16 protein-coding genes and 2 pseudogenes are annotated in these 15,458 nt (G+C 63.3%); 6 read left to right on the plus strand and 12 right to left on the minus strand.

Annotated elements, in window-relative coordinates; all coding sequences use genetic code 11:
• A pseudogene (locus tag L979_RS16165) lies at positions 1–326 on the plus strand (hypothetical protein); the annotation flags it as partial.
• 11 nt (positions 327–337) lie between these two features.
• Positions 338–1,153 (plus strand): chromosome condensation regulator, encoded by an 816-nt coding sequence (locus L979_RS02395; RefSeq protein ID WP_231559361.1) that lies wholly within the window; start codon positions 338–340, stop codon positions 1,151–1,153.
• A 477-nt stretch (positions 1,154–1,630) separates the two neighbouring features.
• Here the strand turns inward: L979_RS02395 and L979_RS02405 are convergent, their stop codons facing one another.
• From L979_RS02405 to L979_RS02420, 4 genes are read right to left on the minus strand one after another with little or no spacing between them, the layout of a single operon-like run.
• A complete protein-coding gene (locus tag L979_RS02405) occupies positions 1,631–2,008 on the minus strand; it encodes a PIN domain-containing protein (protein ID WP_052209370.1) in 378 nt (125 codons plus the stop codon).
• Between the two features lie 17 nt (positions 2,009–2,025).
• On the minus strand, positions 2,026–2,262 hold the full coding sequence (locus L979_RS02410; RefSeq protein ID WP_047688764.1) for an AbrB/MazE/SpoVT family DNA-binding domain-containing protein: 237 nt from the start codon (positions 2,260–2,262) through the stop codon (positions 2,026–2,028).
• 56 nt (positions 2,263–2,318) lie between these two features.
• On the minus strand, positions 2,319–3,398 hold the full coding sequence (locus tag L979_RS02415) for a tartrate dehydrogenase (RefSeq protein ID WP_047688767.1): 1,080 nt from the start codon (positions 3,396–3,398) through the stop codon (positions 2,319–2,321).
• Positions 3,399–3,444: 46 nt separating this feature from the next.
• The gene (locus L979_RS02420) at positions 3,445–4,398 is read right to left on the minus strand and encodes a phosphoglycerate dehydrogenase (protein WP_047688770.1); all 954 of its coding nucleotides are present in this window, start codon (positions 4,396–4,398) and stop codon (positions 3,445–3,447) included.
• Positions 4,399–4,484: 86 nt separating this feature from the next.
• On the opposite strand from L979_RS02420, the gene L979_RS02425 reads away from it, so the two are divergent.
• Positions 4,485–5,018 carry a GNAT family N-acetyltransferase gene (locus L979_RS02425; protein WP_231559360.1) on the plus strand — a complete coding sequence of 178 codons (534 nt, stop codon included), beginning with the start codon at positions 4,485–4,487 and terminating at the stop codon, positions 5,016–5,018.
• 6 nt (positions 5,019–5,024) lie between these two features.
• On the opposite strand, the gene L979_RS02430 is transcribed toward L979_RS02425, so the two are convergent.
• A complete protein-coding gene (locus L979_RS02430; protein ID WP_047688772.1) occupies positions 5,025–5,399 on the minus strand; it encodes a hypothetical protein in 375 nt (124 codons plus the stop codon).
• Positions 5,400–5,748: 349 nt separating this feature from the next.
• On the opposite strand from L979_RS02430, the gene L979_RS02435 reads away from it, so the two are divergent.
• The 3 genes from L979_RS02435 (at position 5,749) to L979_RS02445 (ending at position 8,082) form a co-directional block, all read left to right on the plus strand.
• Positions 5,749–6,216: an NfeD family protein gene (locus tag L979_RS02435; protein WP_157980477.1), complete on the plus strand. Its 468-nt coding sequence runs from the start codon at positions 5,749–5,751 to the stop codon at positions 6,214–6,216.
• A 64-nt stretch (positions 6,217–6,280) separates the two neighbouring features.
• A complete protein-coding gene (locus tag L979_RS02440) occupies positions 6,281–7,480 on the plus strand; it encodes an SPFH domain-containing protein (RefSeq protein WP_081993621.1) in 1,200 nt (399 codons plus the stop codon).
• Between the two features lie 266 nt (positions 7,481–7,746).
• Positions 7,747–8,082: an RNA polymerase-binding protein RbpA gene (locus L979_RS02445; RefSeq protein WP_047688777.1), complete on the plus strand. Its 336-nt coding sequence runs from the start codon at positions 7,747–7,749 to the stop codon at positions 8,080–8,082.
• 97 nt (positions 8,083–8,179) lie between these two features.
• On the opposite strand, the gene L979_RS02450 is transcribed toward L979_RS02445, so the two are convergent.
• From L979_RS02450 to L979_RS16170, 7 genes and pseudogenes are all read right to left on the minus strand, one after another.
• The gene (locus L979_RS02450; protein WP_047688779.1) at positions 8,180–8,926 is read right to left on the minus strand and encodes a polyprenol monophosphomannose synthase; all 747 of its coding nucleotides are present in this window, start codon (positions 8,924–8,926) and stop codon (positions 8,180–8,182) included.
• Between the two features lie 253 nt (positions 8,927–9,179).
• Positions 9,180–10,316: a hypothetical protein gene (locus tag L979_RS02455; protein WP_047688782.1), complete on the minus strand. Its 1,137-nt coding sequence runs from the start codon at positions 10,314–10,316 to the stop codon at positions 9,180–9,182.
• Between the two features lie 5 nt (positions 10,317–10,321).
• Positions 10,322–13,324 (minus strand): RNA helicase, encoded by a 3,003-nt coding sequence (locus L979_RS02460; RefSeq protein WP_052209372.1) that lies wholly within the window; start codon positions 13,322–13,324, stop codon positions 10,322–10,324.
• A 22-nt stretch (positions 13,325–13,346) separates the two neighbouring features.
• Positions 13,347–14,333 carry a twin-arginine translocase subunit TatC gene (tatC, locus tag L979_RS02465; protein ID WP_081993623.1) on the minus strand — a complete coding sequence of 329 codons (987 nt, stop codon included), beginning with the start codon at positions 14,331–14,333 and terminating at the stop codon, positions 13,347–13,349.
• Between the two features lie 87 nt (positions 14,334–14,420).
• Positions 14,421–14,732 carry a Sec-independent protein translocase subunit TatA gene (gene tatA / locus L979_RS02470; RefSeq protein WP_047688785.1) on the minus strand — a complete coding sequence of 104 codons (312 nt, stop codon included), beginning with the start codon at positions 14,730–14,732 and terminating at the stop codon, positions 14,421–14,423.
• Positions 14,733–14,748: 16 nt separating this feature from the next.
• Entirely contained in the window at positions 14,749–15,078 is a 330-nt protein-coding gene (locus tag L979_RS02475) for a hypothetical protein (RefSeq protein WP_081993625.1), read from the minus strand.
• 29 nt (positions 15,079–15,107) lie between these two features.
• Positions 15,108–15,458 (minus strand): annotated as a pseudogene (locus L979_RS16170) (DNA-binding transcriptional regulator); the annotation flags it as partial.

Here is a 15,458-nt window from a genome sequence, read left to right on the forward strand (position 1 = left end):
CGCTGGTGGATGCCGTCATGGCGGGGGACATGGACACGGTTCTGGAGCTGCTGACGGATGACTGCATTCTGTGGTCGGATGCCAACGGTCAACGCAAAGCCGCCCGCTGGCCCATCTACGGGGCGGAGAAGGTGGCCAGGATGCTGTTCGGCGTCACCGCCGGGATCACCGCAGCCAGGCCGGAAGTCAAGGCCGTCAACGGAGGACAGTCGTACCACTTCACCTGGCCGGACGGCGCCTGGATGGTCACCCTGGAGCTTGACCACGGCCTGGTCGCCGGCCTGCAGATCATGATGAACCCCGCCAAACTGGAATTCATCGGGTGAAAGGTTTGGATGTGGACGGGAGATTCAAATTCGTCGCCATTGCAGCAGGGCCCAGGCATTCATTGGCCGTCCGTGAAAACGGAACGGTGATGTCGGCAGGATCCGCAGTGGACGGGTCCCGCGACGTGGATCAGTGGCACGACATCGTGGCAATAGCGGCTGGCAACGTCCACGCCGCCAGCAATACAGGCAAGGCCCATTCCGTCGGTCTGCGGGTTGATGGAACTGTTGTGGCCACAGGCTGGAATCAACACGGACAGTGTGAGGTCGGGCAGTGGCGCGACATCGCTGCGGTAGCGGCCGGATGGCGTCGGACACTGGGTGTCTGCTATGACGGCACGGTCCACGCGGCAGGGCGCACCATCGAGGATGCATGTGACGTCAACGCTTGGCGCGACATCGTGGCGGTGTCTTGCGGGGATTGGCATTCAGTCGGTCTGAAGGCTGATGGGACCGCGGTGGCTGTTGGTAACAACAATCGTGGCCAGTGCAATTTGGATGAATGGCAGAACCTGGTTGCCGTCAGTGCGGGGTCTACGCACACTCTAGGCCTGGCGGAGGACGGACGAGTTCTCTGTACCTCTATCCAGCATCGCCGAATGCGCGAGGTCTTGCACTGGCGCAACGTTGTGGCGCTGGGCTCGGGAAGTCACCACTCACTGGCGATCACGGAAGGTGGTCGTGTCCTGGCGGCGGGGGACAACACACATGGTCAATGCGAGGTCTTCGGCTGGGAGGAGATCCTGGCTGTGACAGGTGGAGCCACGTACTCCCTTGGACTGCGTACCGATGGGACGGTGGTCAGTACACGTGAATCGTGGATTTAGGGCGTGAGGATCATGCCTTTCATACAGCGGGCACCACTCCGTGACACGACGCTGGCATTGCTAGCCTGCCGTCATGACGGATGGGCCGATCGGATGTATGGGTTTGTTGGTCGAGTGCGTTCTGATCTGCATCGATTGTCGCCGCAGCAGGCTCTAGAGGAACAGGCCAGGGGAGCGGTGCTCATTGATCTGCGAACACTGGCTCACCGCGCCGACTCGGTGGAGATACCTGGCGCCCTGGTCATCGATCTGACCGTGCTCCCATGACGACTGGATCCCACGTTCGAGTGGCGTATCCCAGAGGCCATCAGCTGGGATCAGAGATACGTCCTGATCTGCCGACACGGGTACTCGTCGTCGTTGGCGGCCTGATCAGAAAGTGACTCACGTCGTGCTGAATCCAGAAGGAGGGGGGGCGATCCAGCGCCTGGGCGGGCGCGATCGGTGGCTAACTTTACATAATGTAGATTATCGGCTTTATGGTGCCGAAAGCAGACGTAGCCCCAAGGCGGTTGCTGCTTTGCGATCGAATGTGATGATGTCCTGTGCGCCTGCAGCGCGACATGCTTCTGCGATCAATGCGTCAGGCAAGTCTGCACCGTCGTGCGCAGCCCTGATGGCGCGCTCGATCCGGCCGTGGTTCTCCACGCGAATCTCAGCTTGATTGACCAAGGTCTCGATGGTTGCCAACACCTGCGCCTTGTCGAGTCCGTAGGCTCTGGTCAAGACCCAATACAGCTCCGCCAGAACCACGTCTGTAACAAAGCCCGGGTGCTGTGGGGTCAGGCGCCCCAGTTCTTGTTGAGCCATCAGGAACTGGGCGGGTTCGTCCTTGGTCAGAAAACGGACGATCACGTTTGTATCGAGGCCAATCACTGGTTAGCACCTTGAATGATTGCTTCCTCCATGACGTCGATCGAGACGGGTTCCCCAGGGCGGTGAAGGGTTCCCCCGAGGTCCATCAGTGAGCCCGAGGCGCGGCTCATGACGATTTCCCCGGCGTGATTGCGGGTGAATGTCACCCGCGTCCCCGGTGTCAAACCGAGAGATGCACGGATGTCCTTGGGGATGGTGATTTGTCCCTTGCTGGTCATGGTGCCAGTTGCCATGTCTAGACCTCCTTACCTAAAGGTAAGGATGACCTGGGGGTTAAGTCAAGGAATTTTCAGAGCCGCGCTGCGATCGCCCGTCCCAGGGCCTCCGTCGTCGACTTTCCGCCCAGGTCAGGGGTCAACTCCCCCGTTGCCAATTCGGCTTCGATCGCCGCCAGGACGGCTGCACCTGCTTCGATCTCCCCCAGGTGATCCAACATGAGGCTGGCACTCCAGATCTGCCCGATCGGGTTGGCAATCCCCTGGCCCGCAATGTCTGGTGCTGACCCATGCACAGGTTCGAACAGACTGGGGAACTTACCCTCAGGGTTGATGTTGGCGCTGGGTGCGATACCGATGGTTCCGGTGCATGCAGGGCCCAGATCGGAGAGAATGTCCCCGAACAGGTTGCTGGCCACCACGACGTCGAACCAATACGGGTGCAGCACAAAGTTCGCGGTCAGGATGTCGATGTGAAAACTGTCAACGTCTACATCCGGGTAAGACTTGTGCATCTGTTCCACACGCTCATCCCAGTACGGCATGGTGATGGAGATGCCATTGCTCTTGGTGGCCGAGGTCAGGTGCTTCTTGGGGCGGTTCCGGGCGATCCCGAAGGCATATTCAAGGATCCGATCCACGCCGGTGCGAGTCATCACGGTCTCCTGGATCACGGTCTCCCGGTCCGTGCCTTCAAACATCTTGCCACCAATGGAGGAGTACTCCCCCTCCGTGTTTTCCCGCACCACCAAGAAGTCGACGTCGCCGGGCTCTCGTCCTGCCAACGGGCTTGTCACGCCGGGCATGAGCTTTACGGGTCGCAGATTCACGTACTGGTCGAAATGCCGGCGGAACTGCAGGAGACTCCCCCACAGGGAAACGTGATCCGGCACCACCGCCGGTAGCCCTACGGCTCCAAAGAACAAGGCGTCAAAGTCCTTGAGCTGATCGAACCAGTCTTCCGGCAGCATGGCACCGTGCTCCTGGAAGTACTCAGCGCACGCGAAGTCGAAATGCTCGTAGTTCAGGTTGAAACTGAACGTTTGCGCAGCGGCATCCAGTGCCCGCAGACCTTCCGGGACCACCTCCTTGCCGATTCCATCCCCTGGGATGACGGCAATGTTGTACGTGCGCTCAGTGATGTGGTTGCTCATGGTGAATCCTCTTGACGGTGCCGGGCTGAAGTGGTTGTGTGCGGCGTCAGAACTTCGGGGCATTGACTGGTGCTGAGGGCTGCCGACCACCCAGGACAGCCAGCACCTGCCGGGCTGCGGACTCCCCTGCGCGCATGCGCGCTTCCTCGGTCTGTCCTGCGAGGTGGGAGACAATCACCACGTCATCACGTCCGGCCAGTGGCGAGTCGGTGGTCAGTGGTTCCCGGTCCACTACATCCAGTGCCGCTCCCCCGATGGACTTGCTCTCCAGCGCCGTGGCAAGAGCGGCTTCATCAATCAGGGAGCCTCGGGCAGTGTTGACGACGACGGCGGTGGGGTTCATGGCGGCCAAGAAATCGCCATCCACCATGTTGCGATTTTCTGCCGTGGGTTTCACGTGCAGGGACAGGTAGTCGGACCGTGCTTGGATGGCGCCCAGTTCCACGTACTCCACTGCGCTGACCTGCAGATCAGGGTGTGCCGTGTGGACCAGGACCGTCATGCCGAATGCTGCAGCCAAAGTGGCCACGGCTCTGCCGCTGGCTCCGAATCCCAGAATGCCCAAGGTCTTGCCGCGTAGTTCCGTGCCCGCTGTGCGGGGCCACTGGCCCTGGCGAACCTGCGGAATCACGGTGTCCAGATGTTTGGCGGCGGTCAGCATCAGTGCCATGGTCATTTCCGCCACCGAATGGTGATTCACACCCGGGGCGTTGCAGACCCAAATCCCGAGCTCTTGTGCCGCGTCAGTGTCCACGGAATCGAATCCCACACCACTGCGCGCAATCACTTTGAGCCGCGCGGCTCCTGCAAGCATCTCTGCGGTGACCGGCTCACTGGCCACGATGGCTGCATCCACGTCCGCGAGGAGCCGGAGTCGTTCGTCATCGTCGCGTGTTCCACGGGCCGGCGAGTAGGTGACCGTGTGCCCGGCATCAGTGAGGATCCGATCCACGGCGTCCCCGGGGCCCAGATAATCTGTGGTGACCAGGACATGACCCATGAGTGTGTGCCTCCTTGCACGTCGCTCGAGTCATCTACCCTAGTTGGCAACGTCGCCGGCGGAGGAACGTCCGGTTGACTGTTCGTGTGACAAGTGTCGAAGGAACGGGGACTGTTGTGGACTTGCGGCGGTTGCGTCAGGCCGAGGCGCGCGATGTGCTGGGCATCTGGGAGCTGCGGCGTCAACTCGAGGAGTGGCTGCAAGTCCACGGCATCGACCAGTGGCCGCACGGGTCCCTACCGCAATCCGTGGTTGCGGCAGATGTGAACCGGGGCCTTTGGTATGTGGTTCCCGGACCCGCGGGCACGGTTCTGGCGGCATTGCGCCTGCACACGGAGGACCCTGACTTCTGGCCAGAGAGCCCACCTCAATCCGTCTTTGTGCACGGACTGATGGTGGCACGCAACCACGCCGGCGCCGATGTCGGGCGACACTTGCTGGAATGGGCAGCGCACCGAGGACGTGAGCTGGGAGCCCGGTGGCTGCGTCTGGATTGCGCAGCCGACAACGAACGGTTGAAGACGTACTACGCGGGTCTCGAGTTCGAGCCTGTCCGGGTGCAAAGTGTGACTGACACCCGTGGGTTTGAAGTGCTCTTGATGCGGCGCCCCATCGCCTGACGGCTGTCAGCGGATGGCTGGCACGTCAGCCGAGCCGAACTCCCTCCGGAAGTCCGCGGGGATGCGCTGAGCGAGTTCTGCCATGCTGCGCTGCTGCTTCTGCCCGGCATCGGTGTGCAGGCGCAGGTCGATCATCACCACGTCGTCGTGCTCGGACTCCATGACAGTGCGCCAGTGATCTGCTGGGTCCGGGCCGTCATTCGTCCGCTGCCCTGTGCAGACCAGAACCACTTTGCCTTCCAAGTCCGGTTCGGGCTTCATCAGCCACGCCATGATGGCCGGAAGCCGTGACTGGGCGGTGGACAGCGCCAGCAGTCCCCCGGCCATGCCCGTCAGGCAGGCACCAGCGGCCGTGGCCGCAATGGGTGTGAGGACGCGCATGGAGTTCACCTGGTTCTGGGTGGGGTGTGGTCACGACGACGGCGGACACCGCCCGTGATTGCCCCAGCTTAGAAAGGTGAACACCAGATGAACAGAGCATGGCGGGTGGGTTTGATCTCAATCGTTGTCCACCGGCGCATCCCCATGAGTGTCACATCTTGGTGTCACATGATCTGATGGGGCGTGTGGACGTGATCCAGCCCGCACAGGTGGCATTACAGTAGAGTTGCAGAAGTAAACGCACCTGATGCCTGCGTGGCCACGGTGACGGGTCCCCCATACCCGCCACAGACAAACCAGATGACTGAAAGTGATGGAGGGCTGAGATCCAGTGTTGGAATGGATGCTGATGAACGCTTGGGTGGTCTGGCTGATCATCGCGCTGTTGTTGGGCGTGGTGGAGATCCTGACTCTGGACCTCACGTTCTTGATGCTGGCTGGAGGTGCTGTTGCGGCCTCGATCGTCTCAGCAATTTCGGGCGGCAACCTGGTGCTTGAAGTCCTGGCATTCGTGGCCGTGGCCATTCTGCTGTTGTTCGCCATCAGGCCACGCTTGCTGCGCAAACTCCACCAGGCACCGGGGGCAGGGGCCCTGTCCAATGCGGACCGTCTGCCCGGTCAACCCTGCATGGTGCTGGAACCCGTGACCACCCAGACCGGTCTGGTGCGCCTGGACGGGGACGTCTGGACAGCCCGTTCAGCAAGTGGTGCCCAGTACCCCGTGGACCAGCAGGTGTACGTGCAGCGCGTGGACGGGGCCACGGTCGTGGTCACGGACGTGCCTCTGAAACCGGCCGGCCCAACCGTGCAGGCCTGAGGCCACCCACAACTGAACTGATTCGAAACCGCAAGAACGTGAACATCACCAGAGAGGAAACACCATGGCATTTCTGATTTTGCTGGCGGTGTTGGTCATCCTGGCGGTGGTGGTACTGCTCAAGGCAGTGCGCATCATCCCCCAGGCTCGGGCCGGCATCGTGGAACGCCTGGGCAAGTACCAGGCAACGTTGAACCCGGGGTTGCACATCCTGGTGCCCTTCATTGACCGGCTCCTGCCGCTGATCGACCTCCGTGAGCAAGTGGTGTCCTTCCCCTCCCAGTCCGTGATCACGGAGGACAACCTGGTGGTGGGGATCGACACCGTGGTGTATTTCCAGGTCACCGACCCCCGTGCCGCCACGTACGAAATCACCAACTACATTCACGCCGTGGACGAGTTGACCTCGGCCACACTGCGTAACGTGGTGGGTGGATTGAACCTGGAGGAGACCCTCACCTCGCGTGACAAGATCAACGCCGAACTGCGCGGCGTCCTGGACTCCACCACGGGCCGCTGGGGCCTGCGCGTGTCCCGCGTGGACATCAAGGAGATCACTCCCCCGCCGTCCATCCAGGACTCCATGGAGAAGCAGATGCGTGCCGAGCGTGACCGCCGTGCCGCGATCCTGACCGCTGAAGGTCAGAAGCAGTCCCAGATCCTCACCGCTGAAGGTGAGCGTCAGGCAGCTGTGCTCTCCGCCGAAGGTGATGCCAAGGCAGCGATCCTGCGTGCCGATGGTGAAGCCCAGGCCATTCAGAAGGTCTTTGATTCGATTCACCGCGCCAAGCCGACTCAGAAGCTGCTGGCTTACCAGTACATCCAGACCCTGCCCAAGGTGGCTGAGGGTTCGGCCAACAAGGTGTGGATGATTCCCGCCGAGCTCGGCGATGCCCTGCGTGGCGTGGGCGAGTTCCTGGGCAAGCCCGATCAGGGCCGCGACTGGGGTGATGTCATGGAGGAGGAGGAACAGGCCGAGGCTGAAGCCCGTGAAGCCGCCAAGGCCGATGACGGCATCGTGAAGTCAGAATCCGTGAAGGTCACGGACGAGGACCTCAAGCCCTCCACCGCTGTGGCCGATCCGGACGCCTTCACCATCCCGGAGCCGGAAACCATTGACCCCGATGCTCCGGTGGACCTGGACGCACCGGTTCCCGGTGACAACCGCCGCGCAGGCAAGGGCTCCCCCTTCACCGCGGAACACCAGCAATCCTACGGGATCGTGCCGGAGTCGGACGACGACGCCGGATCCAGCGCCCGCTGACCGCAGTCTGTTCGCAGCGCCTTCTGGGCGCAAACAGGTCTCAGTCAGCCTGCTGATTCGAACACCTCAGAGGCACTCCCAGGCACGTCATGGGAGGGCCTCTGAGGTGTTTCACCCGGTGAATGCTCACGCTCGGGAACATTCACGGGCCCATGGGTGTTGATCATCCCTGAAGCGGCGGTCCCACCCCCACGGACCTGCTCCCGGGTAGAATGGGCCGCTGATCCAAGTTTGACCGTGTTTTCCACTGACAGGAGTTGCACCTGATGAGTGACCGCAGCCTGCGAGGTATGCGCCTGGGCTCACAGTCCATGGAGTCCGAGGCCGGTGTGGAGCCGGCGCCGCGGCAGCGCGTGGAGTACCGGACCGAGGATGGCGAACAGGTTTTCGTGACATTTGCCACCGAGGCGGAAATCCCCTCCGTGTGGGTCTCCAAGTCCGGCAAGGAAGCCGTGATCGTCAACGGTGAGAAGCCGGAGAACCCCAACGAGAAGCACCAGCGCACCCACTGGGACATGCTCATGGAGCGGCGCACCACAGAAGAGCTCGAGGAAATCTTGGAGCAGCGCCTCCAGTTCTACCGGGAGCAGCACGCGATCTGATCCTCAGCGGGCAGCACTCCCACTGAACAACGACGACGGGGCGGGAACCATCCGAAAGGTGGTTCCCGCCCCGTCGTAGTGGGTGGTCCTCAGCGGATCAGCGGCCCACCAGGTTGTTGAACTTGTTCCGCAGAACGCGCGCACGCGCGGTGGTGCCCCACTTGGCCACGTTCACGATGGCTTCCTTGGTGATGTCCCCGCTCATCTTGGACACACCTTCAGCGCGCTCCACGAACGTGATGGGAACTTCCACCACCTTCAGCCCGGCCAGTTCGGTGCGCCAGCCGAGATCGATCTGGAAGCAGTAGCCACGGGAGGTGACGGTGTCCAGGTCAATGGCCTTCAGCGTGGAGGCGCGGAACGCCCGGTAGCCGGCGGTGATGTCCTGGATGTTGGAGCCCAGGAAGAACCGGGCGTAGATGCCACCGCCGCGGGAGATGAACTGCCGGTACCAGGGCCAGTTGACGGTGGAACCACCGGGTACGTAGCGCGAACCGATGGCAAGGTCAGCGCCGTCTTCCACGGCCTGGAGCAACTTGGGCAGTTCCTCCGGCTGGTGGGAGCAGTCGGCATCCATCTCCACCAGGATCTGGTAGTCGTTCTCCATGCCCCACTTGAAACCGGCAATGTAGGCCTGGCCCAGGCCGTTCTTCTCCGTGCGGTGCAGAACATGGATCTGGGGGTCAGCTGCGGCCATGGCATCGGCCATGTCACCGGTGCCGTCCGGGCTGTTGTCGTCCACCACCAGGACGTCTCCGGCCGGAACGGCGCGGCGCAGGCGGTCCATCACGGTGGGGAGGGACTCGCGCTCGTTGTAGGTGGGAATGATGATGAGGGACCGCACGCGGTTGGTTTCCTTTCGCCGACAGTGTCAGGCATGACGTGGATCAGTTGCTGCCGACACCCGCAGAACGGGCCAGGTGTCTTCGGGCCAGTCTCCGTGCACCGTGGTGTTCGGAGTATCTGTTTTCTAAGGGCACCCAGCCCGTCCGGCAGTAGACGGCCAGTCTATCCAGCAGTGATGGACTGACAAACCATTAATGGTCACTTTGCCACGGGGCGCACCAGGGGTGCGGCCACGACAGGCCGTGTTGGTGTCAGGGCCTTGGCCACACCTGTGTGCCGTTGATGGCGGTGGCCACACACACCGGTAGGGACTCTTCCTCAAGGGCGGGCAACAGGGGTGTCCGCGCGCGGGGGTCGGTGCTCCAGGACGCGGCCGTTCCGGCTGCACCTTGAACCATCAGGGCCTCCACCTGCCAGCGCCCGAACGTTGCCGGTGTGCCGGGTGCCAGTTGCCCTGCCATGGGGCCTCCGCGGCCCAGGGCCCGCCAGGCGCCACGGGTGGCAGCCGTGAAGGCAGCGCGGGCGGAAATCCGTTCCTCGGATTCAGCGTGGTTGACCAGGGCCTTGACCCCGGCCCACGGATTGGCGTCGATCTGGGCGAATCCCAGGGTCACGGGCAGCCCGCGCCGGTAGTACTCCCCTGCCAGTGCCGTCTGTTCAGGATCCAGGCACACGCTCAGGGCGTGGTCGGCAGTGGCCTCCAGCACGTCCTTGACCTCCCCGGCTGTCATGGACTCGGCGAACTCCAGGCGTAGCCCTGCGGCATTCAGCCTGCGTTGTCCCACCGCCTCGTCAACGTGGTCCACGGCAGCGACGACGGCGGCACCCTCCTGCGCACCCGGCACCACCACGGCGGGGCGAAGGTTGTGCTCCAGGCAGATCTGGAGGAACGCGCAGATCTCAGCATTCTGGGGCCCATCGGCCTGGCCGAGGTCCAGGCGTAGCCCCACCAGGGCGACGGCATCATCGGTCTTCGACCAGCTGTCCACCACGGAACGGGCCGATTCGGCCTTCTCCTGAGCGTCAAGGGTGGGCCAGTGCAAGACCTCCGGGAGGCCAGGCTGGCCATGCAGGGCGTTCGGACCCACGTCCGGTCCGGTGTGCACCACGGCCGTGAACCCTTGCTGCGCCGCAGACTGTAGGGCAGCAGCCACATCAGGGACCTGCGTCAGGTCCACCGAGCTGTTCACCACCCCTGGGGTGAGCAGGTCACCGTAAAGGTCCACCACGTTCATGCGATCGTCACGAATGGCGGTGGCGGCTTGTTCCGATCCCACCCAAACCACTTGGCCGTCCTCCACCACCATGGCGGAGGCAAAGGGATCAACGGGGGTGTAGACGGAGCCGTTGTGGAACATCACGGGAGAAGAGTGAGGGGAATCAGCCATGCCCCTCAGTTTTCCGTACCAACCGGTGGGATCTGAAAATCCTGTTCGTCAGGCTCTGTGTCCTGCGGCTGCTCCTGCACGGACTGCACCACCACACCGCGGTGAATCAGTTTGACGGCACGTTGGCAGCCGGCGCGTACGTCAGGATCCAAGCTGGTCACGGAGGCGATCTGGTCCAACAGGTCAATCACCTGCTTGGCCCAGCGGACAAAGTCTCCGGCCGCCAGTTCAGTTCCGTCAAGGGTCACGTGCAAGGAGGATCCGCGGGCCCACCGGTACATGGGTGCCACCAATCCCAGTTCAGGCTCTGCCGTGGACTTCACACGGTGCTGTTCCTCCAGATCCGTCAGATGGGACCAGTGGCGAATCATCCCGTCCACGGCACGATCCATGGCCGGGGTGGGCAGGCTGGGACGGATTCCGGCGTCCTCGCGCTTTGCCTGGTACACCAAGGCGGTCACAGTGGCAGCCAGGGCAGCCGGATCCAGGTCCTTGAGCAATCCCTCCCGCAGGGTCATGGCCAACAGCAGGTCTCGGTCACCGTAGATGTGGCGCAGTTGTTCTCCGGCAGCAGTGGGGTGCATGGTGCCGTCGTCGTCCACCTGCAGATAGTCCAGGGAGTACAGCACGCCGCAGATGCGGTCGAAGGTGACGGCCACGGCATTGGTGCGGTTCTCCAACTGCCGCAGCAGGCCGTCCGTGTCCTTGCGCAGGCGATTCCAGCGCTCCGCCCAGCGAGCGTGGTTCTCCCGGTCATTGCAGCCGTGGCAGGGATGCTCCCGCAGCGCCTTGCGCAATTGGGCGATTCGGGCCTCGGACCCGGATTCGCTGCGCACGAACTGGATGGGACCCGCCTGACGCGCACCGCGGGCGTGATCACCAGAAGCTCCGCGGGCAGGCTTGCGGTCCTGGATGGCCTGATGCATCCACGCGGTAATGCTCTTGCGGTCCTTGGTGGTCTCCGTGCGGACCTTGTTGGGCAGTTTGACAAAGCTGACGGGTTCCAGCGGACCGTCCAGGTCTTGTGCCCCCAGGCGGCGCAGATTGGAGTCAAAAGTGACGATCACAGGCCGGGGCGACTCCGCTTTGGGATCGGCAGCAATCACGACGGCGTAACCCCGGTTGCGGCCCGTGGGCACGTCCACCACGTCACCGGGCCGCAGATCCGCGAGGGAGTCAGCAGCCTGAGCGCGGCGGGCATGCGTTCGGGTCATCTCCGCGGACTTCTCCGCCTCCTTCAGTTCACGGCGCAGCGTGGCGTACTCCGTGAAATCCCCCAGATGGCAGGTCATGGCCTGTTCGTAACCGGCCAGCGTCTCCTCCTGCGAGCGCACCTTCTTGGCCAGGCCCACCACGGAGCGGTCAGCCTGGAACTGGGCAAAGGAGGACTCCAGGATGGTGCGGGAGCGTTGGGCGCCAAAGCGTGCGATCAGGTTGACGGACATGTTGTAGGTGGGCCGGAAGCTGGAGATCAGCGGGTAGGTGCGCTTGGAGGCCAGACCGGCCACCGTGTTGGGATCCAGTTCCGGGCGCCACAGCACCACGGCGTGGCCTTCGACGTCGATCCCCCGGCGACCGGCACGGCCTGTGAGCTGCGTGTATTCACCGGGGGTGATGTCCACCCGGGACTCCCCGTTGAACTTGTCCAGACGTTCCAGCACCACGGAACGGGCGGGCATGTTGATCCCCAGAGCCAGGGTCTCCGTGGCGAACACCGCCTTGACCAGCCCTTGGGCGAACAGCTGTTCCACCACTTCCTTGAACAGCGGCAGCAAACCGGCGTGGTGGGCGGCCACACCGTGCAGCAGCCCGTCACGCCACTCATAGAAACCCAGCACGTCCAGATCGGAGGCATCCAGGGCGGAGGCGGCCTCGGCCACCACGGCACGAATGGTCTGGCGCTCGGACTCGGTGGTCAGCCACAGATCGGCTGCCAGGCATTGCTTGACGGCATCGTCACAACCGACCCTGGAGAAGATGAACGTGATGGCCGGCAGCAGCCCTTCCGACTGCAGACGGCGGATCATGTGCGGCCGCGAGATCCTGTGACTGTGGCCGAAGCGCCCGCCCTGCACACGGTCACCCCCACTGCCGGCGCCGCGTGAGGAGTGCCCGTAGCTGCGTGGGCCACCTCCACCGCGCTCGCGGCGTGCCATCCGGTCCCGGGAGCGTCCACCCGGTCCGCGGCCCCCGCCACGTCCTCCGCGGTGCCCACCGGGGGCCTGTGCACGAGCCAGATACAGCAGCTCAGGATTCACCGCGGGGGCGTCGTCGTTGCCGCGCTTGCGAGCCTGACGACGCCGGTCCACCACGTGCTCCACCGTTGAATCGTCCACGAACAGGTCCATGAGCTCCGTGCCCACCTGCACGTGCTGCCACAACGGCACGGGGCGATGTTCGGAAACCACCACGTCCGTGTCTCCACGTACGGCATCCAGCCAGTCCCCGAATTCCTCGGCGTTGGACACGGTGGCGGACAGGCAGGCCATCTGGACGTGTTCGGGCAGGTGGATGATCACTTCCTCCCATACCGCACCACGGAAGCGATCGGCCAGATAGTGGACCTCGTCCATGACCACAAAACCCAGGTGATCCAGGGTGGAGGATCCGGCGTAGAGCATGTTGCGCAGGACCTCGGTGGTCATCACCACCACGTCCGCCTCTGAGTTCACGGCGGTGTCCCCGGTCAGCAGGCCCACGCGATCTGCGCCAAAGCGGCGGATGAAGTCGTGGTACTTCTGGTTGCTCAGGGCCTTGATGGGCGTGGTGTAGAACGCCTTCTGACCACGGGCAAGAGCCAGGTGGACGGCAAACTCCCCCACAATGGTTTTGCCGGCTCCGGTGGGTGCCGCCACCAGCACACCACGCCCGTCTTCCAGGGCCTTGCAGCCGTTGACCTGGAAGGAGTCCATCTGGAAGTCCAAGGACGCGGCAAATACGGCCAATTCGGTCTTGGCCTCGGCGTTGCGTTGCTTGGCGGCCGCGTAGCGCTCAGAGGGAGAAGACATGTCCCCCACCCTACGCGGTGGCTCAGCTGCCCTGGACCTTGCGCAGTTCCTCGGCGGAGGTGGCCTTGACCGTCCTGGAGGCGTAGGCAGCTTCCTGCTTGGCCTGTTTCTTCTTCCGACGGCGGTCGTTGAGCAGGCAGATCCCCACGGCCAGGAAGAACAAGGACATCAGGGGGGCCGCAATGTAGAACATGACCATCATGTCCGGACCCGGGGCCACGATTGCAGCCAGAAGCAACACCAGGATGATCACCCAGCGCCAGGCCTTCAACAATGTCCGGCCGGGCAGGATCCCCAACATGTTCAGACCCACCAGCAGCACCGGCACCATACAGGCCAAGCCGATGGTCAACACCAGTTGGAGCACAAATCGTACGTACGGCACCGCCTCGATGACGTTGCCGGTGTCCTCCGGGTTGAAGGAGGTCAGGGCAAACACGGCTGCCGGCATGGTGATGATGCCCAGGAAACAGCCACCCAGGAACAGGGGAACCGCGGCAATCACAAAGCCGTAGGCGTAGCGTTTTTCCTTCTTGTGCAGCGCGGGGGTGATGAAGGCCCACAGCTGGTAGAGCCAGATGGGGCTGGCGATGATCAGGCCCAGAATGATGGAGACCTCAACCATCACGTTGAAGGAGCCACCCACACCGCCGAAGTTCAGGAACGCCTCGCGGCTCTCCTGCTCGTTGAGCTGCCGGATGGGATCCGTCAGCCACTCCATGAACGGGTAGTACAGGAAGAAGCCACCCACCATGCCGATCACGGTGGCAATGGCGGAGATGATCAACCGGTTGCGGAACTCCCGCAGATGCTCCGTCAGAGCCATCTGTGCCTGTGGGTTCTTGCGCCGACTGCGCTTGGCCCGTGCAGCCTTGCGCTGGGCTGCCGTGGCCTTGGTGGCCGGTGTTTCGCTCCGGGACTGATCAGGAGCCAACTGGTCCTCAGGAGCAGCTGGAGAGGATGCAGCGCCCGAGGCGGGATCAGTGGATGGAGAAGAGTTCTGGCTCATCGCGTTGAGGTCTTTCTCAGGCGAACTCACCCGGCCGAGCAGAGCTCAAGACCGAGTGAGTTGCCAGTGCACAAAGGGAACGGACGATCAGCGGACGGTGCCGTCAGGATCGTTGCGCACCGCGGGGTCGGCAGCAGGGGCAGAACCGTTGGTTGAAGTGCTGGTGGAGCCGTTGGTCCCGGTGCGGGTCTCCCCCGCCGTGGTCTCCACGGACTCACCGTTGACCACGGTGCGGTCCTTGTCGTCGTCCTTCATTTCCTTGACCTCGGACTTGAAGATACGCATGGACTGGCCCAAGCTGCGTGCCATGCCCGGCAGCTTCGGGGCGCCGAAGAGCAGGACGATGACCAGCAGAATCATGATGACAACCATGGGGTTGTCGAAAAGTCGACCGAACATGATGTTCCTTTCGGTGTCACCGCGTGAGGTCGGAGACCTTTTGCGGTTGGCCCATCGCTCGGCGCCGTGCCGAACGACGTTGGGAGCGGGCCGTGCGTCGTTCCAATGTGCCACTACGGTACTGCTTCCGAGCTTCACGCCAGGGTGTGTAGACGTCGGGTCGCCTCGGATGATGGTCGGTGACTGCTGGTTCAGCCGTTGCCTGATCCAGACGCTGCGTCACGGAATCCCCGTAATCGCCCAGATCATGCAGCATGCGGGAGAACTGCCGCCACAACCGGAACAGCAGAATTGCCAGGACCGCGCCGCTGATCAGCACCAGCACCGTCCACAGCACAACCCACATCCACCAAGACATCATGAGCAGTCTAGACCTCAGTCACCCGTGCTCGAATCGGATTGATAGGCCGCCAGCGCAGTGTTCACCCATAGTTGCCCCCGAACTGCGTGTGCCTCCGGGCCCACCACGCCCACCTGGCCGCCGAATCGGGTGAGCAGGGAGAACGCCAGTTCCTCCGTGGTGAAGGAAATCTCTGCGGCCTCGAATTCCACCGGGGCCGACGACGACGCCCGCACAGCCGCCGCCCCACCCCTGCGGCGCGGTCCACGGGGCACCTTCAGGGCTGCCGTGCGGCGGGCCCTGTACTGATCGGCAACCCACCGGGCACGCCGATCCGTGACCAGCACGATCTCCTGTTCCGCTGCGGCAACAGTTGCAGCAGGCGG

It is taken from the genome of Kocuria sp. ZOR0020 (assembly GCF_000800955.1).
GTDB lineage: Bacteria > Actinomycetota > Actinomycetes > Actinomycetales > Micrococcaceae > Kocuria > Kocuria subflava.

Excerpts from the sequence above, each read along its gene's own strand:
- L979_RS02410 (WP_047688764.1), bottom strand. The coding sequence starts at position 2,262 with ATGGCAACTGGCACCATGACCAGCAAGGGACAAATCACCATCCCCAAG.
- L979_RS02415 (WP_047688767.1), bottom strand. The coding sequence starts at position 3,398 with ATGAGCAACCACATCACTGAGCGCACGTACAACATTGCCGTCATCCCA.
- L979_RS02420 (WP_047688770.1), bottom strand. The coding sequence starts at position 4,398 with ATGGGTCATGTCCTGGTCACCACAGATTATCTGGGCCCCGGGGACGCC.
- L979_RS02430 (WP_047688772.1), bottom strand. The coding sequence starts at position 5,399 with ATGCGCGTCCTCACACCCATTGCGGCCACGGCCGCTGGTGCCTGCCTG.
- L979_RS02435 (WP_157980477.1), top strand. The coding sequence starts at position 5,749 with ATGAACGCTTGGGTGGTCTGGCTGATCATCGCGCTGTTGTTGGGCGTG.
- L979_RS02440 (WP_081993621.1), top strand. The coding sequence starts at position 6,281 with ATGGCATTTCTGATTTTGCTGGCGGTGTTGGTCATCCTGGCGGTGGTG.
- L979_RS02445 (WP_047688777.1), top strand. The coding sequence starts at position 7,747 with ATGAGTGACCGCAGCCTGCGAGGTATGCGCCTGGGCTCACAGTCCATG.
- L979_RS02455 (WP_047688782.1), bottom strand. The coding sequence starts at position 10,316 with ATGGCTGATTCCCCTCACTCTTCTCCCGTGATGTTCCACAACGGCTCC.
- L979_RS02460 (WP_052209372.1), bottom strand. The coding sequence starts at position 13,324 with ATGTCTTCTCCCTCTGAGCGCTACGCGGCCGCCAAGCAACGCAACGCC.
- tatC (WP_081993623.1), bottom strand. The coding sequence starts at position 14,333 with ATGAGCCAGAACTCTTCTCCATCCACTGATCCCGCCTCGGGCGCTGCA.
- tatA (WP_047688785.1), bottom strand. The coding sequence starts at position 14,732 with ATGTTCGGTCGACTTTTCGACAACCCCATGGTTGTCATCATGATTCTG.
- L979_RS02475 (WP_081993625.1), bottom strand. The coding sequence starts at position 15,078 with ATGTGGGTTGTGCTGTGGACGGTGCTGGTGCTGATCAGCGGCGCGGTC.